The organism is Phyllobacterium sp. GQ127 (genome assembly GCF_059758635.1).
Genome location: NZ_JCAXDZ010000005.1, coordinates 242,743 through 262,888 on the forward strand (window position 1 = coordinate 242,743; position 20,146 = coordinate 262,888).

The following is a 20,146-nucleotide window of genomic DNA, read 5'->3' on the forward strand; positions in this document are numbered from 1 at the left end:
TTACCCTCTTACTTCAAGCCAAGAATACGGCGATTGGCCGCGTCGTCGGTGCCGGACCCGGCAAAATCGTCAAATGCCCGCTCGGTTACGCGGATCAGATGAGCGTCGATGAATTGGGCACCTTCGCGCGCCCCATCTTCGGGGTGTTTCAACGCGCATTCCCATTCCAGAACTGCCCAGCCATCGAAATCATAGGCAGTCAGCTTTGAAAAGATTGCGCCGAAATCCACCTGTCCATCGCCCAGCGAGCGGAAACGCCCGGCACGGTTCACCCAGGATTGGAAGCCGCCATAGACACCCTGCCGCCCTGTCGGGTTGAACTCGGCGTCCTTCACATGGAAGGCTTTGATACGCTCATGGTAGATGTCGATATAATCAAGATAGTCGAGCTGCTGCAGCACGAAATGCGAAGGATCATAAAGAAGATTGGCGCGCGAATGGTTGTTCACCCGCTCCAGAAACATCTCGTAGGTTATGCCGTCATGCAGATCTTCGCCGGGGTGAATTTCATAGGCAGCATCGACGCCTTGCTCATCGAAATAGTCGAGAATAGGTGTCCAGCGTTTTGCCAGTTCATCAAACGCCGCTTCGACCAGACCCGCCGGACGCTGTGGGAATGGATAGAGAAAAGGCCATGCCAGCGCACCGGAAAAGGTGGGAACGGTCTTAAGGCCCAGATGCTTGGACGCCCGCGCCGCCCGCTTCAGCTGATCAACAGCCCATTCCTGTCGCGCCGCTGGGTTGCCATGCACTTCAGGCACAGCAAAGCCATCCATGAGTTCGTCATAAACAGGATGAACGGCAACGAGCTGACCTTGGAGATGGGTTGCAAGCTCCGTGATCGTCAGGCCGTGGGACGCTGCTGTCCCGGCGATCTCATCGCAATAGTCCTTGGAGTCGGAAGCTTTCTTCAGATCAATGAGACGCCCGTCCCAGGCGGGAATCTGGATACCCTTATAGCCATGGCCAGCGGCCCAACCGCACATGCCATCCAGCGTATTGAACGGCGCAGCATCGCCCGCAAACTGTGCGAGAAAAATGGCGGGTCCTTTAATCGTCTTCATATGTATTCCTCCAATTCCAAAATATAGCCGTCAGGGCATGTTGTCCCTGAGAAAGATATCGATGCGGATATGCTCCTGCCCCGAAACAATGGGGCGGCCCTCTTTCAGGGCAGTCAGGATCCGTGCGGCGCTGCGGGCCATGTGGCCCACATCCTGATTGATGATTGCGTCGATTGTGCCACGCACAAGGTGACGACGTGTTGACGACGTCAATTCGTGGGCAACAAAAATCATGTCAGTTGTGCGCCCGGACGTTTCCAGGGCAGCGATGACACCAGCCTGCCCTCCCCCGGCATTATAGATCGCAACTGTGTCGGGGTGATCTTCGATCAGTGACCGGCAAACGGCTTCCACCCGGGCATTTTCGTCGCGTGCTTCGCGAACCGGCAGGACTTCAAGATTTGGGTATTCGCGTGCAAGAACCTGTTCAAACCCGAATTGCCGCTCGACATGATCACGCAGTGCCAGCGAACCTGCAATCATCCCGACCTTGCCTTTGCGGGTTCCAACGAAGCGGCCGATCAGTGATGCGGCGGTGCGGCCTGCCGCAAAATTGTCGATGCCGACATAATGCGCCCGCCGTGAGTTGGGCACGTCTGATACGAGCGTCAGGACAACAACGCCGGAATCGGCCAGGGTATTTATGGCCTCGGTAACAGCAGGGTGATCCAGAGCGACAACGGCGACACCATCAATGCCTCTTGGAAGCTTTTCCAAGGCGGTGGCAAGTGCTTCGCCATCGAATGTATCGACATATTGAATGGTCAGGCGCACCCGCTCCTGCAATTGACGTTCGCGAGTAGCGCGAAACTCGGCAGCAAGAGCCTGCATGAATTCATTTTCGCCGGTAGGGAGAATGATGCGGAAATCGTAATCGCGTCCGCGAGCTAGCCGCGACGCATGGGGATCAGGAAGGAAGCCAAGCTGTTTGATAGCCGCATTGACGCGTTGGATCGTGCGCGCATGCACACCTATCCTCCCGTTTACCACGCGATCAACCGTTGCAAGACTGACACCGGCTTCTCGGGCGACGTCTTCAAGCGTCATTTTCACCACGAGAATTCTCCTCCGCCTGAAATAGTAATTCAGTCAAATGAGGTGTGCAACTCTTTTTGAGCTTTTTTGATGGGAATTTGATGGGATTGAAATACTGCTTGCAGCGCTACAGCCTGCGCCTCCATCGATGATGAAGGGCACGCGGCGGAAGCGATGCGGAAACGCGGCGAGAATCTGAGGGGGCGAGGAGCAAGTCAATCAGCTTCCTGACCCCATCTTGTGATCATTGGCGTTCAGGGTTCGTTTCGGCCTGTCTTGAACGGCAATATCATTTCATAAGACCTCGCAAGGCTAAGCAGGCGAGCATCCGTTCTAGGTCGGCCTATGAGCTGCATACCCATCGGGAGGCCATTGCGAAACCCGACTGGTACATTGACAACCGGACATCCGGAAAGCGTCGCCAGAGCAACGACTTCCATCCAGCGATGGTAACTGTCCATTTTTCTGTCGCCGATCATTTCGGGCCAATGCAGGTCGGCATCGAACGGGAAAACCTGTGCGGAAGGAATGGCGAGAAAATCATATGTCTGGAACAATTCAAGCATGGTTGCATACCAGGCTGTCCTTGTCTGACTGGCATTAAGGATGTCGATTGCAGACAAGGAAAGACAACCTTCCACCTCCCATTGCGCTTCATCCTTGAGAAGAGCCCGCTTTGCCGGATCGTCATAGAGTGGCTTGAGTCTGGCGCTCAAATTGAATTGACGAAGGGTTGTAAAACAACCCCAAAGTGCCTCAAAGTCGAAATTTGGCAGGACTGGCTCTATTGTGCATTCAATATCGGTCATGGTTTTCAAAGCAGTTTCGCAAAGATCGATAATGCCAGGCTCGAAAACCAGATGGCCGCCAAGATCGCCCAGCCAGCCTATACGAGACGGACCAATTTGTTCATGGCAACTTTGGACAAAGGAAGCAGCCGGTCGCTCTATAGATAGAGGCGCTCGCGGTTCATATCCGGCTTGCACATCCAACAGGAATGCCAGATCTTCGACGCTGCGGGCCATGGGACCTTCAGTGCCGAGCTGGGAAAAAAATGAATCCGCCGCGGGCCAATTTGGCACCAGCCCCTGAGAGGGACGAAAACCGAAAATATTGTTGAATGCCGCAGGATTGCGCAAAGACCCGCCAAAATCACTGCCATCAGCAACGGGTAGCATTCTCAAGGCAACAGCGACCGCAGCTCCGCCGCTCGAACCGCCCGCAGATTTCGACGCATCAAAAGCATTGCGGGTGATGCCGAAAACAGGATTGTAGGTGTGAGATCCCAAACCGAATTCAGGTGTGTTCGTTTTTCCAATAATCAGGGCGCCCGCACTTCGCAATCGTTCCACCGAGAGCGAGTCCATTTCGGGCACAAAGTTTGCATAGATCGGGGACCCGAATGTGGTTCTCAAGCCCTTTGTCATGGACAGGTCTTTAATGGCAATGGGAAGACCGTGAAGTGGACCCGTCGGGCCGTGACGGGAAAGCATCTCATCGGCAGCGCTTGCTTCTGCCAGGATTTCGTCTCGAGGGCGTAAGGATATGATGGCATTGTGAACCGGATTTAAACTGTCGATCCGGCCCAGAAAATCCAGTGTTATATCATAGCAGGAAGCAGTTCGAGCTTGGACGAGACGGCTGAGTTCGGCGGCACCAAATATGGAATAATCAGTCAATAGTCACTCCTGATCGCATGAGAAATGCGGTATGTATTTGCAACCAGGCGTTGAATTTGCGGCTGGCCTTACCGAGCAAGCCAGGCATTGAAGCGCTCTGTCAATACTTCCAGATTGTCGGTCCAGAAATTTTGATTCAGGCGGAATGCCGGATTATCCCCAACGGGCATGATGTTTTTTCTTTCACCCGGCACGCGAGCTGGTTCGTCCAGTTGAATGTGGCCGGCATTGCCGGCCACAAGATTTTATGCGGGTCTTTCTTCGGCAGCATTGGGTCGCCACTTGATGAGCTTGCCTTCAGCGACATCGAGAATTCTGTCGATAATCAGGACGAACACTGCCAGAATAATGATGCCGGCAAATACGCCAACCGCGTCGAAATTGCCTTCTGCCTGGGCGATAAGGTAGCCCAATCCAGCGGAAGCACCGAGATATTCCCCGATAATGGCGCCGACCACTGCAAAGCCTACTGACGTGCGCAGCGATGATAAAATCCAGCTTGCCGCAGCAGGAAAATAGACATGCCTCAACAAATCCGACCGTTTGGCACCGAGGATTTTCGCGTTGGCAAGCACAACAGGATTGACTTCGCGTACGCCCTGCATGGCATTGAAAAACGTGATGAAGAACACCAGCGTGACAGCCAACGCTACTTTCGACCAAAGGCCCAAGCCGAGCCAAAGAACAAAGATCGGCGCGAGAACGACACGGGGTATTGCATTGAGGCCCTTGATAAAGGGATCAAGGATGCGGGCTGCACTGCGGCTGAGACCAAGCCAAACACCGGCGGCGACGCCGAGCGCCGTGCCTATGACATAGCCGAGAACGGTTTCTGTCAACGTAATGGAGACATGCTTGTAGAAGCTTGGTTGGATAATCCAGGTAACAATCTGGTTGAAGATATCCAGAGGAGCTGGGAAGAAGAATACGTCGATGACACCGGCGGTTACGCCCAGTTGCCAGCCACCGAGAATAAAAACCAGAATACCCAGCTGGATGATGCGTTCAGTCACGACGTTCATAGCTTTTCTCCACTTCGCCGCGCAGGCTTGCCCAGATATTTCGGTACAGATCCATAAAGCGTGGATCGAGTTTGATTTCCGCGACATCGCGAGGCCGTTCCAGCTCAACGGGGAAGCTTTCTATGACCCGTGAACGCGGCCCGGCCGCAAGGATGGCGACGCGGTCGCCAAGAGCAATGGCTTCCTCCAAATCATGCGTGATCATCACGACGGCCCGACGCTCTTCCTGCCAGAGCCGTAGAAGTTCGTTCTGCATCAAATGTCGGGTGTGGATGTCGAGCGCGGAAAATGGCTCGTCCATCAAGATGACCTTTGGCGCTGCGATCAGCGCCTGCGCCATCTGTACGCGCTTGCGCTGGCCGCCCGACAACTGGTGCGGATACCGATGCTCGAACCCTTTAAGGCCAACCTTTGCAAGCCAGTTCATCGAGCGTTCGCGGCGCTCTTTGACTGCAATACCTTTAAACATCAGACTGAGTTCGACATTTTCGATGGAGGTCTTCCACGGCAGCAACGCATCTTGCTGGAAGAGATAGCCAATATCATTCTGGATGTTATTGATGAGCGCGCCATCAATACTCACCGTTCCCTTCGTTGGTTTCAGCAGACCGGCAATAGCATTCAAAATGGTGCTCTTGCCGCAGCCCGTGGGCCCAACGATGGCGAGAAACTCGCCATCGGCAACAGTCAAGTTGACATCCTGTACAGCTACATACGTGCCAAATGACATTTCAACCGAGTCAATCGATACCATTGGCCTCGTATCTGGCTCGCCCGGTTGGACGGGCACGGGTTTTAACATAGCCAATGACATGGCTTCCTCCTCGGATCAGTTAGTGGTCTTGCCAGTCACCTTGTTCACGAAATCATTCGTGTAGGTTTTAGAAAGATCGATGGTTGTATTGGCTACTTTCTCATTGAAGCTTTTGAGGACAGCCAACGGCGTTTGAACGTCTGTATCGTTGAATTTGCCACCAACCGAGAAGATGGGCTTGGCATTCTGGACTGCCTTCACATAGGTTTCCCGATCTCCGGAAATGAACTCTTTGGGAAGCTTCTCAACGATATCCTCAGCGCTGTGTTTGTTCATCCATTCCAGTGCTGCAACGGTCGCATTCGTGACCTTCTGGATCGTTTCAGGGTTTTCGTCGATGTAAGACTGCGTGGCATAGAGTACCGATGTGGGATAAATTCCGCCGTAGATTTCCTTGGCACCTTCATCGCTACGGGCATCGATCAGAATCTTGCCGACACCCTTGGCTTCGATGAATGTCGCCGCCGGATCGTAATTGACCAGCAGGTCGACCTTGCCCTGTTCCAGCGCCGCAACAGCAGCCGAACCGGAACCGACGCCGATCAGCGAAACATCATCCGCCGACAGTTTGTGACGCTGTAAATAGTAACGAACGAAAAAGTCTGATGATGAGCCCGGGGCGGTGATGCCGATTTTGGCTCCTTTGATCGTTTCGGGCTTGGCCGGATCGAAAGTGGCGTTTTTTCCTCCGGCAAGAACGAGGCCTGAATTGCGTGCCAGAAGCACGAAACCGACGACTGCCTTGTTCTGCGACTGCATCTGGATCGTATGGTCGTAGAAGCCAACGGCGATATCGGTTGAGCCCGCGACAAGCGCCTGGAGCGTCTTCGATCCACCGGAGGCAAAATTCTCAACAGTTACCTCAAGGCCCTCTTTTTCATAGAGACCCAACCCAGCCGCTACCGGAAAAGGCAGATTGTTGAGATTATAGGATCCGACGCTGATGCGAACGGGTTCGGCGAGAGCCGTTCCAGCAAAAGCCACGGTTGCCGCAAGCGCGAGCACGAGTTTACGCATGATGTTTCCTCCGATTGTAATGTTGTTTGGCTACCCTCCCGGTAGCCATTTCAAATTATGCCGCGCGAACGATGCTGCCGAGCGGCTTTGCAAAGACATGTCCTTCGAATAGTCTCCGCGCTGTTCTAAGTATTCCTGCCACGACCTTTCCTTCGCGGGAATCCAGTTTTACGTCCAGGTGACCACTTGGATGTTCCAGGCTGAGGATCACTGGCGGGGTGTGTTTGCCGATCAGCGATGATGCGATCGTACCTTCACTAATGCATGCGGTTGCAATGCCAACGGCACCCGTCGTCGCCAGGGATGGATGACATTCGTCCGGCATGAAATAACGGACATTGAGATCTCCGCCATTTCTCGGTTTGGAAATCAATACCGGCTTTGGCGTGACCTGATTGCTAACATCTCCCATTCCCATGAGCCGGCCAGCTTCGAGCCGCAAATGCTTCAGCCGTTTCAGCAAGGCGTCATTGCTGTTGAGATCGGCCGCCGTTTCATATCCGCATACTCCGACTGCTTCAGCCTCAACCAGCACCATAGGCATGGCGCAATCAATACAGGTAACGTCGACACCATCGATGCGATCACGTGCGTTTCCCGTGGGGAAGAGTTTTCCCGTTCGAGCACCGGCTGCATCCATAAAAGTCAACGCGATCGGCGCCGCCAGTCCGGGAACGCCGTCGATTGCCGCATCTCCGAGATAAGCAACCTTTCCACCGGGGGTTGGAACCTCCGCTTCGATCAACTTGCCGGTATTCACATTGTGAATTCTGACGCGAGTCAAAGGCCCTGTCGCCGCTACGAGCCCCGCCTCAATCGCAAAGGGTCCAACGGCTGCCAACATATTCCCGCAATTTGGCGAGGTATCGACCAATTGCTGATCAATCCGAATTTGCGCAAACAGATAATCGACATCCGCGCCAGCAATGCTGGAGGGTCCGACAATGGCCACCTTGCTTGTGACCGGATTGCCGCCCCCTATCCCGTCGATTTGAAGTGGATGTCCGGAGCCCATTAAAGACAGAAGAATCACATCACGCTCTGCGCTATTGGAAGGCAGGTCTGACGAAAGGAAGAAGGGTCCTTTTGAGGTGCCGCCCCGCATGAGAACACAGGGAATGGACATCAGGTCGTTCATTATTGCATCACCTACCGATGTGATTTAGGTATCAATGGCCTTATTTGTTCCAGTAAACGGTATCATGATTGATATGTGAAATGCGAAAATCCGAGGGAATGATGCGTTATGAGCATTAATTGCGAAATTCTGGACTTGCGTGCTTTCCTGGCTGTTGTCGAACTGGAGAACTTCCATCGCTCGGCTGAGGCGCTCAATCTGTCTCAACCTGCATTGAGCCGGCGCATTCAAAAACTCGAGCAGGCGATTGGGGGGCCACTGCTGGAACGTACGACGCGGCACGTTTCAACAACTGCACTTGGCGCTGAACTCATCCCGCTTGTGCGCAGAATGCTGGAGGAGTTCGACACCTCGCTTTTCGCAGTTCGGGATACGGGATCGCAGCGTAGTGGATTGGTGACCATTGCATGTCTTCCGACAGCCGCGTTTTACTTTCTTCCCACGGTAATCAAGCAGTTCAACTCGGAGTATCCGCATATTCGTTTTCGAATCCTCGACCTGACCGCCACCGATGGATTGCAGGCAGTTGCGCGGGGAGAAGTTGAGTTTGGTATAAATATTATGGGGTTATCCGATCCCGATCTCATCTTTGAGCGCCTGATAGAAGACCCATTCGTGCTCGCTGCGCGCAACGATCATCCGCTGGCGGCAAAAACCGAATTGGAGTGGGGTGACCTGACGCCGTACCAGTTGATCACGGTTCACAGGTCCAGCGGCAATCGAACCTTGCTGGATGCAGCCCTTGCCAAATCCAATCTCAAGCTTCGCTGGTCCTATGAGGTGACGCATTTGTCGACATCGCTTGGGCTGGTTGAAGCCGGGCTTGGAATTTCCGTCTTGCCAAAATTGGCGACACCTCAGGAAGAACATCCCTTTTTGGTTACAAGACCAATCCGCAATCCAGAGATATCCCGAACAATAGGCATTGTACGTCGACGAGGCGGAACGCTGTCACCCGCTGCTGAGAGGTTTATGACGCTCCTTATCGGTACTTGGGCTGACCCTAACACCCCATAGCCCGTTGCGAGCAGTTGCACGCAATAGAAAATTTCTCTGCCTCCTGCCCTTGAATCGGGAACTGCGGCCGCCTAACTCTCCCCCAACCCGCTGGTCCGGGCCCCTCTGGCAAGTGCCCCGGCGAACTTGTGATGTCGGACCGTTTCCCGACAACGCACGCCGGTGGAGAAATCCTCAATGGAATTCGATTTTTTGTTCATCGACTGGCTGGGTAAGCCGGTCTGGATGTGGCTAAGCTTTTTTGGCCTCGTTCTCGCTATACTGGCATTCGATCTCGGCGTTCTTCACAAGGAAAACAAGGAGATCAATGTGGTTGAGAGCTTGAAGCTCTCTGTTCTTTATATTTCCCTCGGCCTCGCTTTCGGCGGGTGGGTCTGGTGGTATATCGGTGCTGATGCGGGTATGGCCTATATAACGGGCTTCGTCGTCGAAAAGACGCTAGCGCTGGACAATGTCTTTGTTATCGCCCTGATTTTCTCCTTCTTTGCCGTCCCCCGTCTCTATCAGCACCGGGTCTTGTTCTGGGGTATTCTCGGCGTCATCGTGCTGCGCGCCATCATGATCGGCGTTGGTGCAACGCTCGTTGCTGAATTTGCGTGGTTGCTTTATATCTTTGCGGCTTTCCTGATCTTCACCGGCCTGAAAATGCTGGTTATGGAAGAATCCGAGCCTGACATTGCCAATAATGCGCTGGTCCGCTTCATGCGCCGCCGGTTCAACGTGACCGAAACCCATCATGGCGAACATTTCTTCGTGCGGCAGGCGGACCCCAAGACGGGCAAGCTGATCTGGTTCATTACGCCGCTGTTCATGGCGCTTGTTCTGGTCGAGGTTGCCGATGTGATCTTTGCCGTTGACTCGGTACCAGCCATCTTCGCCATCACCACTGACCCGTTCCTAGTCTATACGTCCAATATCTTCGCCATCCTGGGGTTGCGCGCGCTTTATTTTGCTCTTGCGGCAATGATTCACCGCTTCCGCTATCTCAAACCAGCCCTTGCTCTGGTTCTGATTTTCATCGGTTCGAAGGTTTTCGTCGCTGATATGCTGGGCCTTGAAAAGTTTCCTGCCGCGCTGTCGCTGGGTGTCACCTTCGCGATCATAGCCGGCGGAGTGGTCTGGAGCCTGGTCAAGACCCGCAAGGATGAGGTTGAAGTATGACGAGCGACCAAGCCTCGAGCAGGCTTTGAGCGATGCAAATTGCGGGAGGGGGCGTTATGCCCCCACCTCTTGCCTGATCTCGTCCAGCACCTGTTCAATCCCTTCAGCCTTCCCGTGGGCATCAGCACCGTCAGCCTTGGCGGCTTTTACATGATCTGGCTGCTATTATGGGGAAGCTCATAAACTTCGCCCTGGGAATTATATTTTCGCTATAGCAGGAGCAAGTCGCATGGAGCCGGCTGTTGGTGCATTGGCAGCCGGCTATGTCCACATCCGCCTCAAGCACTCAACAATATTGTCACTGTAGTCACTCTGTCTATTTGTTCTGCCGAGTACAATAATGGAACAGGGTGCCCGGCATGCCATGGCTTCAAGAGATCGATATAATGCGGAGAATCTGGCAATCCTGATTGTCCTGGATTATTGACGAAAAAACTGTTGTCCCACGCCCCAACATCGATGACCATTCGAACCGACGGCCCTGAGATGACTGAGAAGTCGTTCAATCGGTAAGTGGCATAGTTAAGCGTGGAACTGCTCCCGCCCAAGGCGATTGGCCCAGTTGACCACTCTTTGTCCGTGAGCGCCTGTAGAGGATGGCGCAAGTGAAGCCTATGGATGGAACCCCACGGAGGGTTCGCGGCGCCCGCTTCCCCCAAAGCAGTATATTCCGTCCAAGCATCTCTAAGGCTTTGGCGAAGGGCTTTAGCAATCTCGGGACTATCCGGCGCTTTTTCCAGCCACGAAGCAATGCTTGGTGCATCAAATGGCATTAACAACGGAATAATTTCCGGTGCGGCCCCTGCCAGTCGAGCGACAAGAGGACCGAGATGCTTGCTGAACCATATCTCAAAAATTGCTGCGGGCGCGGAATGTGCAGCCAGATCGCCATCCCAATTCTGCAGAAGCCGCCACGCCTGTTCATTATTGTCATTGCCAAATACTCGTTGGACTCGCTTCAACACGCGGACGGCAATCGGTGACCGCGTTGAACTCTGAAGCGCTACGCAATCTTCGAGGGAAATCGGCTCGCTGCGGGAAAGCTCATTGTGGAGCGTGTCGTGCCTGCTGCTGTCGAGCCACTCATAGCCGATAGCTGGATTGGATGCGGTCCAAGTGACCGGTACATTCATAGCATTGGCGGTCGCTATAAAACCGCGTGAAGGGTTAATCTCCAAGGGCCCCGATTGCGGTGACAGATAGCCATTCCATTCAAATCGCCCATCGCCAGGAACTGGAAGCAAGCCATCCCAATTGTTGCGAACTGGCGTGGCACCAGACGGCTTCCATGCAATTGTGTTGGCCGTATCAGCATAAATATGATTGACGGAAGGGCAGCCCCAGCCTTCCAGCGTGCTGGAATATTCCGTGTAGTTCGTCGCTTTCATCACGGAGAGGCTAGCCATATAGGGCGCCATGCCCGCGTCCATCCAAACAGTTCGCAAGCCGAAAGCGCGATGGTTTTTTTCATCCTGGTAGATGATCGGACCATGGCGGGTGAACTTTAATTCGACTTTTTGATCGGGGTATCCTTTGACGGGAATTGTCTCGGTGATGGTTTCGACCTGTTCCCAATCGTCTGCGTAGGCATATTGATCAGGATCATCTTTCTTCGTCTGATAGACATAGATATCCTCTTGGTCTGCACCGAAAATGGTAAGACCGAAGGCGATCTTGCCATTATGCCCCATCGATATTCCAGGAACCATCGGCTCGCCTGCACCGATCACGTCTAGACCCGGCATGGTCAGGTGAACGACATATCGTATGGATGGCAAACTATGTGTGCGATGCGGATCGAGAGCGAGTATAGGGCGACCGGTTGTGGTTTTCTCCGCCGATATGGCCCAGTTGTTGGAGCCCTCTTCAAAAGAAGCGCGAACAATATCGCCAGTCGGAGCCACTGTCGTCCAAAGGGCTGCCTCATCCAATGTGGCAGCCAGCCGCTCTTTTGAAAATGTCGCGGGGCTGATGGCAAGGTTGAAATCACGTAGCACCCTGTCCGTCATAATTGCCGGGTCAAAGCCTTCGACCGGCTTGGGCACAATGCCGTGGGACAAATCCTTGCGAAGCATGTCGAGCTTTGCGCCAAGCTCAACGCCCGCAGCAGCCATGACTTTGGAGCGTAAAAGTTCGGAGGATGCATTGCGCGTCAGCGAATGGGTGCGCACCCGCACAACATCTTCCGCCTTCCAGTGTTCTGGCCGATGACCAAGCAATAGGAACTCTGGCGGAAGCGCTATCGAGCCTGCATTGCAGGCATCGACATAAGCATTGATACCGCTCGCAAATGCAGTGCAGATTTCTTCAGAATCCTGCCCGTAAGCTCGCCATTCGGCCGCCATGTCGCCGCGGTAAAGCAACAACCGAGCTGCCCTGTCCTGCTCCAGATAGCCTGGGCCAAAATCACGCGCCAGCAGACCCAGCCCGCGTTTGCGGGCTGTGTCGATCTGCCAGAGACGATCTCGCGCAGCATTCCAGCCTTGCGCAACAAAGAGATCGTGAAGGTTGCTGGCTCTGATATGAGCCACCCCCCACTGATCCACATTAATAGTAGCGTCATCCTTCAGGCCCGGAATCTGGGCTTTGGTCAGTCGGCTTGCATCAGACATGGTAGGACCCGTTGCGCCTTATTCCAGCCGCAGGAACAAGCCTGCGTGAAGACGCGCGCGCTCGATCAGACTGGCTTCGAAGATATGCTCGCCCAAGGTGTGCAGACCATCACCACGCACGCCGATGGAATCAAGTGTCGGCACACCGAGCGCGCCGGTAAAGTTTCCATCGGAACCGCCACCCGAGCTTTGGGCCGTCATGGTAAATCCGACCTCTTTCGCAATATCATTAGCGAAGTTGAAAAGCTGCATATCTTGCGGCTGCCCGGGCTCCCAAACTGGCCGCGTCACCCCGCGCGTGACGATCAGTTCCACATCATCTTTCGCGCCCGCAAGAGCCATGATACGTGAAACACCCTCTTCGAGATCCTTTTGGGTTTTCGCCATGCTGAGCGCCTCGGCTTTGCAGCTTGATGAAACGCAATTGACCCATTGCCCGGCCTGAATAACACCGACAGAGAATGTACAATCTTCCGTCGTGAGTGCTTCGATCTCGATGATCTTTTCGGCCATGCGGCGGATGGCTGAGCGTCCTTCCTTGAGCAGCCAGCCAGCATGACTTGGCCTGCCAATAGTTTCGAGATTGTAGCGCGCAATGGCATAGCGCCCCACGACGGCGCCACCATCACGCCGTGCGGGTTCCGGCACCAGAACATATTTGTTCTTGAGCGCTTCCTGCTCAATCAGATCACGCGTGGAAGGCGTTCCCACCTCTTCGTCGGGCGTCAACAGAAAGGTGACAGGAAGCTTGGTTGCGAGCCCGTTTTTTGCAATCTGACGCATGGCCTCAAGCGCAACGAAATTGCCACCCTTCATATCCTGGATGCCAGGGCCGTAAATCTTGCCATCATCCCGGCGAAACGGATTTACATCAATGACGCCAAGCGGATGGACGGTATCGAGATGCCCTGACACCAGAATGCCGGGCTTGCCATGATGTTCGTGCGGAAACCTTGCGCGCAAAGACCCGCCAAATCCCATTCGCCCCGGAATGAATTCAACGCTGGCACCTGCAGCAGCAAAGTCATAGGCGGCAATGTCCACCATTCGATTGACCGCCGCTGCATCGAAAGTCGGGCTTTCGGTTTCGATCCAGGGGCGCAAACGCGCAATCATGTCATCAAGGTCAAATGGAAGTTCAAACGCGCTCATGCAGCCAATTCCTTGTTAACAGACAAGCGGGTTTCCACGATCCGAGCATAGATAGACGCGCCAATCGGAAGCACTTCCGGTTCGAGTGTAAATGCCGGATTGTGCAAGGCGGCCTTGCCGGCGTGCTGCACGTTAATGTAAGCACCTGGCACCCGGGCGAGCATATCGGCGAAGTCCTCGCTGCCCATAAAGGCTGGGCAGTCATCGCTGACATTTTCCTCGCCGAGCACATCGCGTGCAGCGGCGATATAGGCGTCGGAAAGCTCGTTATCATTACGCAAAACATCGAAGACGTTGCGAATATCGACATCAACGGTCACGCCGTAACCAGCTGCCACGCCTGCGCAAATTTCTCTCAGGCGGCTTTCCGCCACATCGTAGACGTGACGCTCGAAATAGCGGATCGTACCGGTGATCGTGGCGACTTCCGGCACGATATTATAGGCGCTGCCGGTGTGAAATTGGGTGCACGAAACAACGCAGGCTTCAGTCGCGGGGATATTGCGCGAAACGATGGTCTGAATCTGACCAACAAGATCGGCGCCGATTACCAGCACGTCACGTGAATTATGCGGCTGGGCCGCATGACTGCCTTTTCCCGTTAGTTTGATGTCGAAAAAGCTGGCCCCGGCCATGGCGGGACCCTTGCGTATCTGCGCTTTGCCGAGCGTACCTAATGGCTGATTGTGCATTCCGTAGATTTCGTCGCAGGGAAAGCGCTCGAACAGACCTTCGGCGATCATGGTACGCGCACCACCAAGACCTTCCTCAGCGGGTTGAAATACAAAAACCGCCGTGCCTTCGAAATTGCGGGTAGCCGCCAGATATTGGGCTGCGCTCAGCAACATCGTCGTATGACCATCATGGCCGCAGGCGTGCATACGGCCTGGGTTTTGCGATGTATAGGCAACGCCCGAAATCTCGTCGATCGGCAGTGCATCCATATCCGCTCGAAGGCCGATCCGGCGATTGCCAGGATTATGACCTTTCAGAATGCCGACGACGCCAGTCTTGGCAATATCGGTGTGAACTTCATCGAAACCCCACTTCTTTAGAAGATCAGCGACAACGCTGGATGCGTGGTTCTCCTCAAAGCCAATTTCGGGATGACGATGAAGGTCTTCGAAAACCGCGCGCATCTCGCCGGCCTTCTCCTCAATAAACGGTATGATGGGCATAATTTCGTTCCTGTTTGAAGCATTGAAGATAATCGGGGCCGCAAGCAGCGGCCCTTCGATCAGGCGGTGGGACGTCCAGCCGCGAAATCCCAGAAGCGGCCGGGAGCCGCCTCAATCAATGAGCGCGTATATTCATGCGACGGATTGCCAAGCACGTCGGCAGCATTGCCATGTTCGACAACCTCTCCGCGTTTCATCACCAGCACGTCATCACATATCTGTGCTGCGACGCGCAGATCGTGAGTTATGAAAATAATGGCGATGCCGGTATCCTTCTGAAGCTGTGCGAGAAGATCAAGAACCTGTGCCTGTATCGAAACATCCAGCGCGGAGACCGCTTCGTCCGCCACGAGAATGTCGGGCCTGAGGGCAACAGCCCTGGCAATGGCAATACGCTGGCGCTGCCCGCCCGAAAATTGATGCGGATATCGCTTTAAAGCATCCAGTGGCAGCGAGACAATCTTCAACAGACGTTTCGCCTCGGCCACGGCTTCTTCGTAAGGCACATCGTAGTTGAGCGGCCCTTCCGTCAGACTTTGCTCAATAGTCCAGCGCGGATTGAGCGACCGGAACGGGTCCTGAAATACAACCTGCAGTTTTTTGCGAAACGGCTTCATTTCGCGTTTGCCAAGATGTGCAATGTCGCGTCCACCGACAAATATCTCGCCTTCTGTCGGCTCAATCAACCGCATGATCGAACGAGCGACAGTGGTTTTGCCGGAGCCGGACTCGCCGACAATCCCGAGCGTGCGTCCGCGTGGAAGCTCGAAAGTTACGTTGCGTGACGCTTGAACACCCGGCTTGGTGATGAAAATACCGCGGCTTCGATAAGTCATGCCAAGATCGCGCACCTGGATCACAGCTTCGCCGCCTTGCGATGCGCGCGCCAGTCGGGGAATGAGACTTGGCACCGAACCAAGCAGGTCTTTTGTATATTGTTTTTGCGGTGAAGCCAGAACTTGCCGAATCGTGCCGTGTTCTACGATTTCGCCATTGTGCATAACGCAGACACGGTCGGCAATTTCGGCAACCACTCCCATGTCATGCGTGATGAACAGAACCGCCGTGCCATGTTTTGCCTGCATTTCGGCAATCAATGACAGAATTTGCTTTTGCGTTGTCACGTCGAGCGCAGTGGTCGGCTCATCTGCGATCAAAACCACGGGCTCAAGTATGAGCGCCATAGCAATCATGATGCGCTGACGCTGACCACCCGAGAGTTGGTGCGGAAAGCTTTGATAGATGCGCTCAACGTCAGGCAGGTGCACCTGCTCCATAATATTGATGACTTTGATGCGTTTCGCGTCGGCCGACAAATTGGTGTGAATATCCAGAACTTCCATGATCTGCTCACCAACCCGCATAACCGGATTGAGCGCCGTCATTGGCTCTTGAAAAATCATCGAAATGCGTGTGGCGCGCATCTTCTTCATATCGGCGGGAGACAATTTCAGCAGGTCAATGCCGTCAAGTCGAATTGCTCCCGTTTTTACCAACAAAGCATTCTTGGGAAGAAGGCCCATGGCTGTCAGTGAGGTCACCGATTTGCCTGAGCCCGATTCGCCAACGAGACAAACTGTTTCGCCTTTACGGATATCAAGGCTGACGCTGCGAAGAACCTGTGTGCCGCTGGGTAGCGCCACGACGAGATTCTCAATTTCGAGCACGACCGGTTCTGTCGTGAAATCACGATTGCGCAATTCCATTTCAGCCCTCCCGCTTTTTCAGGCGCGGATCAAGCGTATCGCGCGCCGCATCGCCCAGAAGATTGATTGAAAGGACGCAGAGGGTCAGCAGAAGCCCTGGCCAGAGCACAATAGACGGTTTGATGCGGAAAAACTGGCGGCCTTCGGCCATGATGTTCCCCCATGTCGGGATCTCGGTGCTGATGCCTGCCCCGAGAAACGATAGGATTGCTTCGGTCAGAATTGCCGATGCGACGATGTAGGTGCCCTGCACGATAAGCGGAGCCATTGTATTGGGCAGAAGATGCTGGAAAAGAATTTTTGGCGTGCTCGAACCAAGGGCCAGCGCGGCTTCGACGTAGGACTCTTCGCGAGCACTCAGGATTACCGACCGCACCAGACGCACGACGCGAGGAATTTCCGGAATGGTAATTGCTACGATCACCGAGCCAATGGATGGCCCGTTCAGTGCGACCAATGCGATGGCGATCAAAATGGAAGGCATTGCCATCAGCGCATCCATCATGCGCATGATGATCGCATCGGCAGTGCGGAAAAAACCAGCGACCAAGCCGATGAGAATGCCCACGCCAATTGAAGCTCCGGCAGCAAGAAGGCCTATCAACAGGGAAATACGCCCACCGAGAATCATGCGTGAGAAAAGATCACGACCGTAATTATCAGTGCCAAGCAAATAGTCATCCGAAGGCGGCTTGAGCCGCATCAACGGGTTCATGGCCAGCGGATCATGCGGAGCGATCCACGGTGAGGCAAGGGTGAGAATGAGAATTGCGGCAAGGAGAACGCCCGCAATCATCGGTCCGATACCAACGCGTGTAACGCGCGGCAGCGAGAACAGGCGCAGCAACCAATGCATGCCAGTCGATGTCGGTTCAGAGGCCATCAATAGCGTATCCTTGGATCAAACAATGTGTAGGAAAGATCGATCAACAGATTGACGAAGACGTAGAGCGCGCTCGTCAAAAGGATCATGGCCTGAATGACCGGATAGTCGCGCGCCAGAACCGCATCAACCGTCAGACGTCCGATACCGGGAATATTGAAAATGCTTTCCGTGACCACGACGCCCGAAATGAGTAGCGCGAACCCGGTGCCAATAATGGTGACGACCGGCACAGCTGCATTCTTCAAAGCATGTACGAACAGGAGACGACGATCACTGACGCCTTTTGCCCGTGCGGTGCGAATGTAATCCTCGCCCAAAACATCCAACATGGCCGCGCGGGTCATGCGGGCGATGAGCGCGATATAGATCGAAGCCAGTGTCAGTGCGGGCAATATGGCTCGCTCCATGAAACTGCCAAAGCCCGACGAAATTGGTTTGAAACCCTGAACCGGAAGCCAACCCAGATTGACCGAAAAAATGAGCAGCAACACATAACCAACCAGAAAAACTGGAACGGAAAAGCCCAGAACAGAAAAACTCATGACGAGATAATCAATCCACGAACGATGCCGCCAGGCTGCGATCACACCCATCGGAATTGCCGCGAGAACAGCAATAATGATGGTGAGAACCGCTATGGAAATCGTCGGGCCGATACGTTGCGAAACCAGATCGAGCACCGGAACGCCTGATATCAGCGAGACGCCAAGATCTCCCTGCATTATATTGCCCATCCAGACGAAATATTGCGTCAAGATGGGTTTGTTGAGCCCCATGGCCTCCCGAATGCGTTCGAGTTGTTCGCTTGTGGCGGCATCGCCTGCCAGAATTGCCGCCGGATCACCCGGCGTAAGTCGCAGGAGGAGGAAGACAAAAATCGATACCAGCAGCAACACCGGTACAAGAGCAAAAATACGTTTTAAAAGGTAGATAGCCATATGCGCGTCCCGCGAGAGACGGAACCGATACCGAACCGGTTCCGCATTGAATTGGGAGCCATCACGTCAAACGCGATAGCGGCGGGCAGATTATTCTTCGTTCTTTTTTACGTTCCAGAACACCGGGACGGGAGAGCCGAGCATATCGACGACATTGGAACGGCGGCCCTGTGGCGGATTATATTCGCCAAGCGGAATATAGAGGACGTTCTCAAGCGTATGGGCCTGGATTTTCTCAATAACGGCTTTCTGCTCTTCCGGTGTTTTCCCGGCAATATATTCCTTCTTAAGCGCTTCGATCTTGTCATCCTTCGGCCAACCGAACCAGCCCTGATCGCCGCGACCATTGAGCATGACGGAGTTTAGCGGTGTGGCAATTTCCGGAATCTGCCAGTTTGTGAAGAAGATGTTCCAGCCACCCTTTGAGGGCTCATCCTTTGAGGCCCGACGACCGACAAGCGTCTGCCAGTCCATTGGCTGCATGTCCACAGTAAATCCAGCTGCACGCAACTGCTGTGCTGCCACAACCGGTTGAGGAGAGAGACTGGAAACGTCTGTTGGCTGCATCAGTACAACCGGCTTTCCATCATAACCGGCTTTCTTGAGCAGTGCTTTTGCTTCTTCAATATTGCCTTTCCCGACAATGCTGTCAGCGCCGACATTCGTGGCATTAGGCGTGCCGCAGCCGAAAATAGCACCGCAAACCCTGTAATATTTGGGATCGGCCATAAGCGCGGCAAGCACTGGTTCCTGCGACATGGCAAGAAAAGCTGCACGGCGAATGTCCGGATTGTCAAAAGGTGGATGCTTGAAGTTGAGGCGCCCCATGGTCTGATAGCCGAGCGGGTCGCGCTGTTCGAGAACCACCGTGTCATCGCCTTCAAACAGCGACACCAGGTCGACGGGCACCTGCTCCATGTAGTCGACTTCACCGCTTGCAAGAGCGTTAACCGCCGTCTGCGCATCGGTCATCGTGACCCAGCGAACCTTGTCTACATTTACGACTTTACCGCCTGCCATCCAATTGGCTGGTTCCTTGCGCGGTATATACTCTTCGTTTTTAACATAGCTTACGCCAACGCCGGGCTGGAACTCTGCCGGCACAAACTTGAATGGGCCGGAACCAATATGCTCTGTAATGGCGGTATCGGCAGGCGTTGCGGCGATGCGCGCGGGCATGATGAATGGAGGCAGGGCGGCCTGTTTGGAAAGCGTGTCAAGGAAGGGGGCAAATGGCTCCTTGAGTGTCCAGACCAGCGTTTTATCATCGGTCGCCTTCAGGGATTCCGTAATATCCATGATAAGCTGACCGCCAGCATCGCGCTTGGCCCAACGCTCGAGCGAGGCCACTGCGTCAGCGGCTGTTACCGGCGCACCATCGTGGAATTTAAGACCATCGCGCAGTGTGAATGTATAGATCTTACGATCGTCCGAAACGGTCCATTCTGCCATCTGAGGCTGTGGCTTGAAGTTTTCATCGACCGCGATCAGCACGTCGTAAATCATGTAAGCATGATCGCGGGTGATATGTGCTGTGGTGATGATCGGATCAAGGATGCGCAGGTCTGAATGCATGACTGCGGTAAGCGTTGTTTCCGCCCATGCAGCGCTTGTACCAAGCGCGATCAGTGAGGCTGCAATTCCATATTTTAGTTTACGAAGGGTCGGGCTAGGTTGGTGAAAACTGATAAACTTCATCTACTTAGTTCCTCTGGAGGTTGTTCTTA

General features: G+C 54.2%; 17 protein-coding genes. 2 read left to right on the forward strand and 15 right to left on the reverse strand.

What is annotated here, in order from left to right; all coding sequences use genetic code 11:
- Positions 1-8: 8 nt before the first annotated feature.
- The 8 genes from AC6CHM_RS18835 to AC6CHM_RS18870 form a co-directional block, all read right to left on the reverse strand.
- A complete protein-coding gene (locus tag AC6CHM_RS18835) occupies positions 9-1,064 on the reverse strand; it encodes a sugar phosphate isomerase/epimerase family protein (protein WP_498174042.1) in 1,056 nt (351 codons plus the stop codon).
- Positions 1,065-1,094: 30 nt separating this feature from the next.
- Positions 1,095-2,111 carry a LacI family DNA-binding transcriptional regulator gene (locus AC6CHM_RS18840; RefSeq protein WP_498174190.1) on the reverse strand — a complete coding sequence of 339 codons (1,017 nt, stop codon included), beginning with the start codon at positions 2,109-2,111 and terminating at the stop codon, positions 1,095-1,097.
- Between the two features lie 242 nt (positions 2,112-2,353).
- Positions 2,354-3,778 carry an amidase gene (locus tag AC6CHM_RS18845; RefSeq protein WP_498174044.1) on the reverse strand — a complete coding sequence of 475 codons (1,425 nt, stop codon included), beginning with the start codon at positions 3,776-3,778 and terminating at the stop codon, positions 2,354-2,356.
- Positions 3,779-3,846: 68 nt separating this feature from the next.
- The gene (locus AC6CHM_RS18850; protein WP_336441961.1) at positions 3,847-4,017 is read right to left on the reverse strand and encodes a hypothetical protein; all 171 of its coding nucleotides are present in this window, start codon (positions 4,015-4,017) and stop codon (positions 3,847-3,849) included.
- 6 nt (positions 4,018-4,023) lie between these two features.
- Complete coding sequence (locus AC6CHM_RS18855) at positions 4,024-4,800, reverse strand: ABC transporter permease (protein WP_115053717.1); 777 nt, start codon at positions 4,798-4,800, stop codon at positions 4,024-4,026.
- Positions 4,784-5,614: an ABC transporter ATP-binding protein gene (locus AC6CHM_RS18860; protein WP_498174047.1), complete on the reverse strand. Its 831-nt coding sequence runs from the start codon at positions 5,612-5,614 to the stop codon at positions 4,784-4,786. The genes AC6CHM_RS18855 and AC6CHM_RS18860 overlap by 17 nt, the downstream gene beginning before the upstream one ends.
- A 15-nt stretch (positions 5,615-5,629) precedes the next feature.
- Positions 5,630-6,631: an ABC transporter substrate-binding protein gene (locus AC6CHM_RS18865; protein WP_498174049.1), complete on the reverse strand. Its 1,002-nt coding sequence runs from the start codon at positions 6,629-6,631 to the stop codon at positions 5,630-5,632.
- 55 nt (positions 6,632-6,686) lie between these two features.
- Entirely contained in the window at positions 6,687-7,769 is a 1,083-nt protein-coding gene (locus tag AC6CHM_RS18870) for a 4-oxalomesaconate tautomerase (protein WP_498174051.1), read from the reverse strand.
- 108 nt (positions 7,770-7,877) lie between these two features.
- Here AC6CHM_RS18870 and AC6CHM_RS18875 point away from each other — a divergent pair, with 108 nt between their 5' ends.
- Both AC6CHM_RS18875 and AC6CHM_RS18880 read left to right on the forward strand, forming a co-directional pair.
- Positions 7,878-8,786 (forward strand): LysR family transcriptional regulator, encoded by a 909-nt coding sequence (locus AC6CHM_RS18875; RefSeq protein WP_115053721.1) that lies wholly within the window; start codon positions 7,878-7,880, stop codon positions 8,784-8,786.
- A gap of 177 nt (positions 8,787-8,963) precedes the next feature.
- Positions 8,964-9,947: a TerC family protein gene (locus AC6CHM_RS18880; RefSeq protein WP_115053722.1), complete on the forward strand. Its 984-nt coding sequence runs from the start codon at positions 8,964-8,966 to the stop codon at positions 9,945-9,947.
- A gap of 278 nt (positions 9,948-10,225) precedes the next feature.
- On the opposite strand, the gene AC6CHM_RS18885 is transcribed toward AC6CHM_RS18880, so the two are convergent.
- The 7 genes from AC6CHM_RS18885 to AC6CHM_RS18915 form a co-directional block, all read right to left on the reverse strand.
- Positions 10,226-12,559: a penicillin acylase family protein gene (locus AC6CHM_RS18885; protein WP_498174053.1), complete on the reverse strand. Its 2,334-nt coding sequence runs from the start codon at positions 12,557-12,559 to the stop codon at positions 10,226-10,228.
- A gap of 18 nt (positions 12,560-12,577) precedes the next feature.
- A complete protein-coding gene (locus AC6CHM_RS18890; protein ID WP_498174055.1) occupies positions 12,578-13,711 on the reverse strand; it encodes a M20/M25/M40 family metallo-hydrolase in 1,134 nt (377 codons plus the stop codon).
- Positions 13,708-14,889 carry a M20 aminoacylase family protein gene (locus AC6CHM_RS18895; protein WP_498174057.1) on the reverse strand — a complete coding sequence of 394 codons (1,182 nt, stop codon included), beginning with the start codon at positions 14,887-14,889 and terminating at the stop codon, positions 13,708-13,710. Before AC6CHM_RS18895 ends, AC6CHM_RS18890 begins: the two co-directional genes overlap by 4 nt.
- Before the next feature lie 59 nt (positions 14,890-14,948).
- Positions 14,949-16,595 carry an ABC transporter ATP-binding protein gene (locus tag AC6CHM_RS18900; RefSeq protein WP_498174059.1) on the reverse strand — a complete coding sequence of 549 codons (1,647 nt, stop codon included), beginning with the start codon at positions 16,593-16,595 and terminating at the stop codon, positions 14,949-14,951.
- Position 16,596: 1 nt separating this feature from the next.
- The gene (locus AC6CHM_RS18905) at positions 16,597-17,391 is read right to left on the reverse strand and encodes an ABC transporter permease (RefSeq protein ID WP_370878668.1); all 795 of its coding nucleotides are present in this window, start codon (positions 17,389-17,391) and stop codon (positions 16,597-16,599) included.
- A gap of 86 nt (positions 17,392-17,477) precedes the next feature.
- Positions 17,478-18,419, reverse strand: coding sequence for an ABC transporter permease (locus AC6CHM_RS18910; RefSeq protein ID WP_115053728.1), 942 nt, complete (start codon positions 18,417-18,419; stop codon positions 17,478-17,480).
- 90 nt (positions 18,420-18,509) lie between these two features.
- Positions 18,510-20,117, reverse strand: a complete 1,608-nt coding sequence (locus AC6CHM_RS18915; protein WP_498174062.1) for an ABC transporter substrate-binding protein — start codon at positions 20,115-20,117, stop codon at positions 18,510-18,512.
- Between the last annotated feature and the right edge of the window lie 29 nt (positions 20,118-20,146).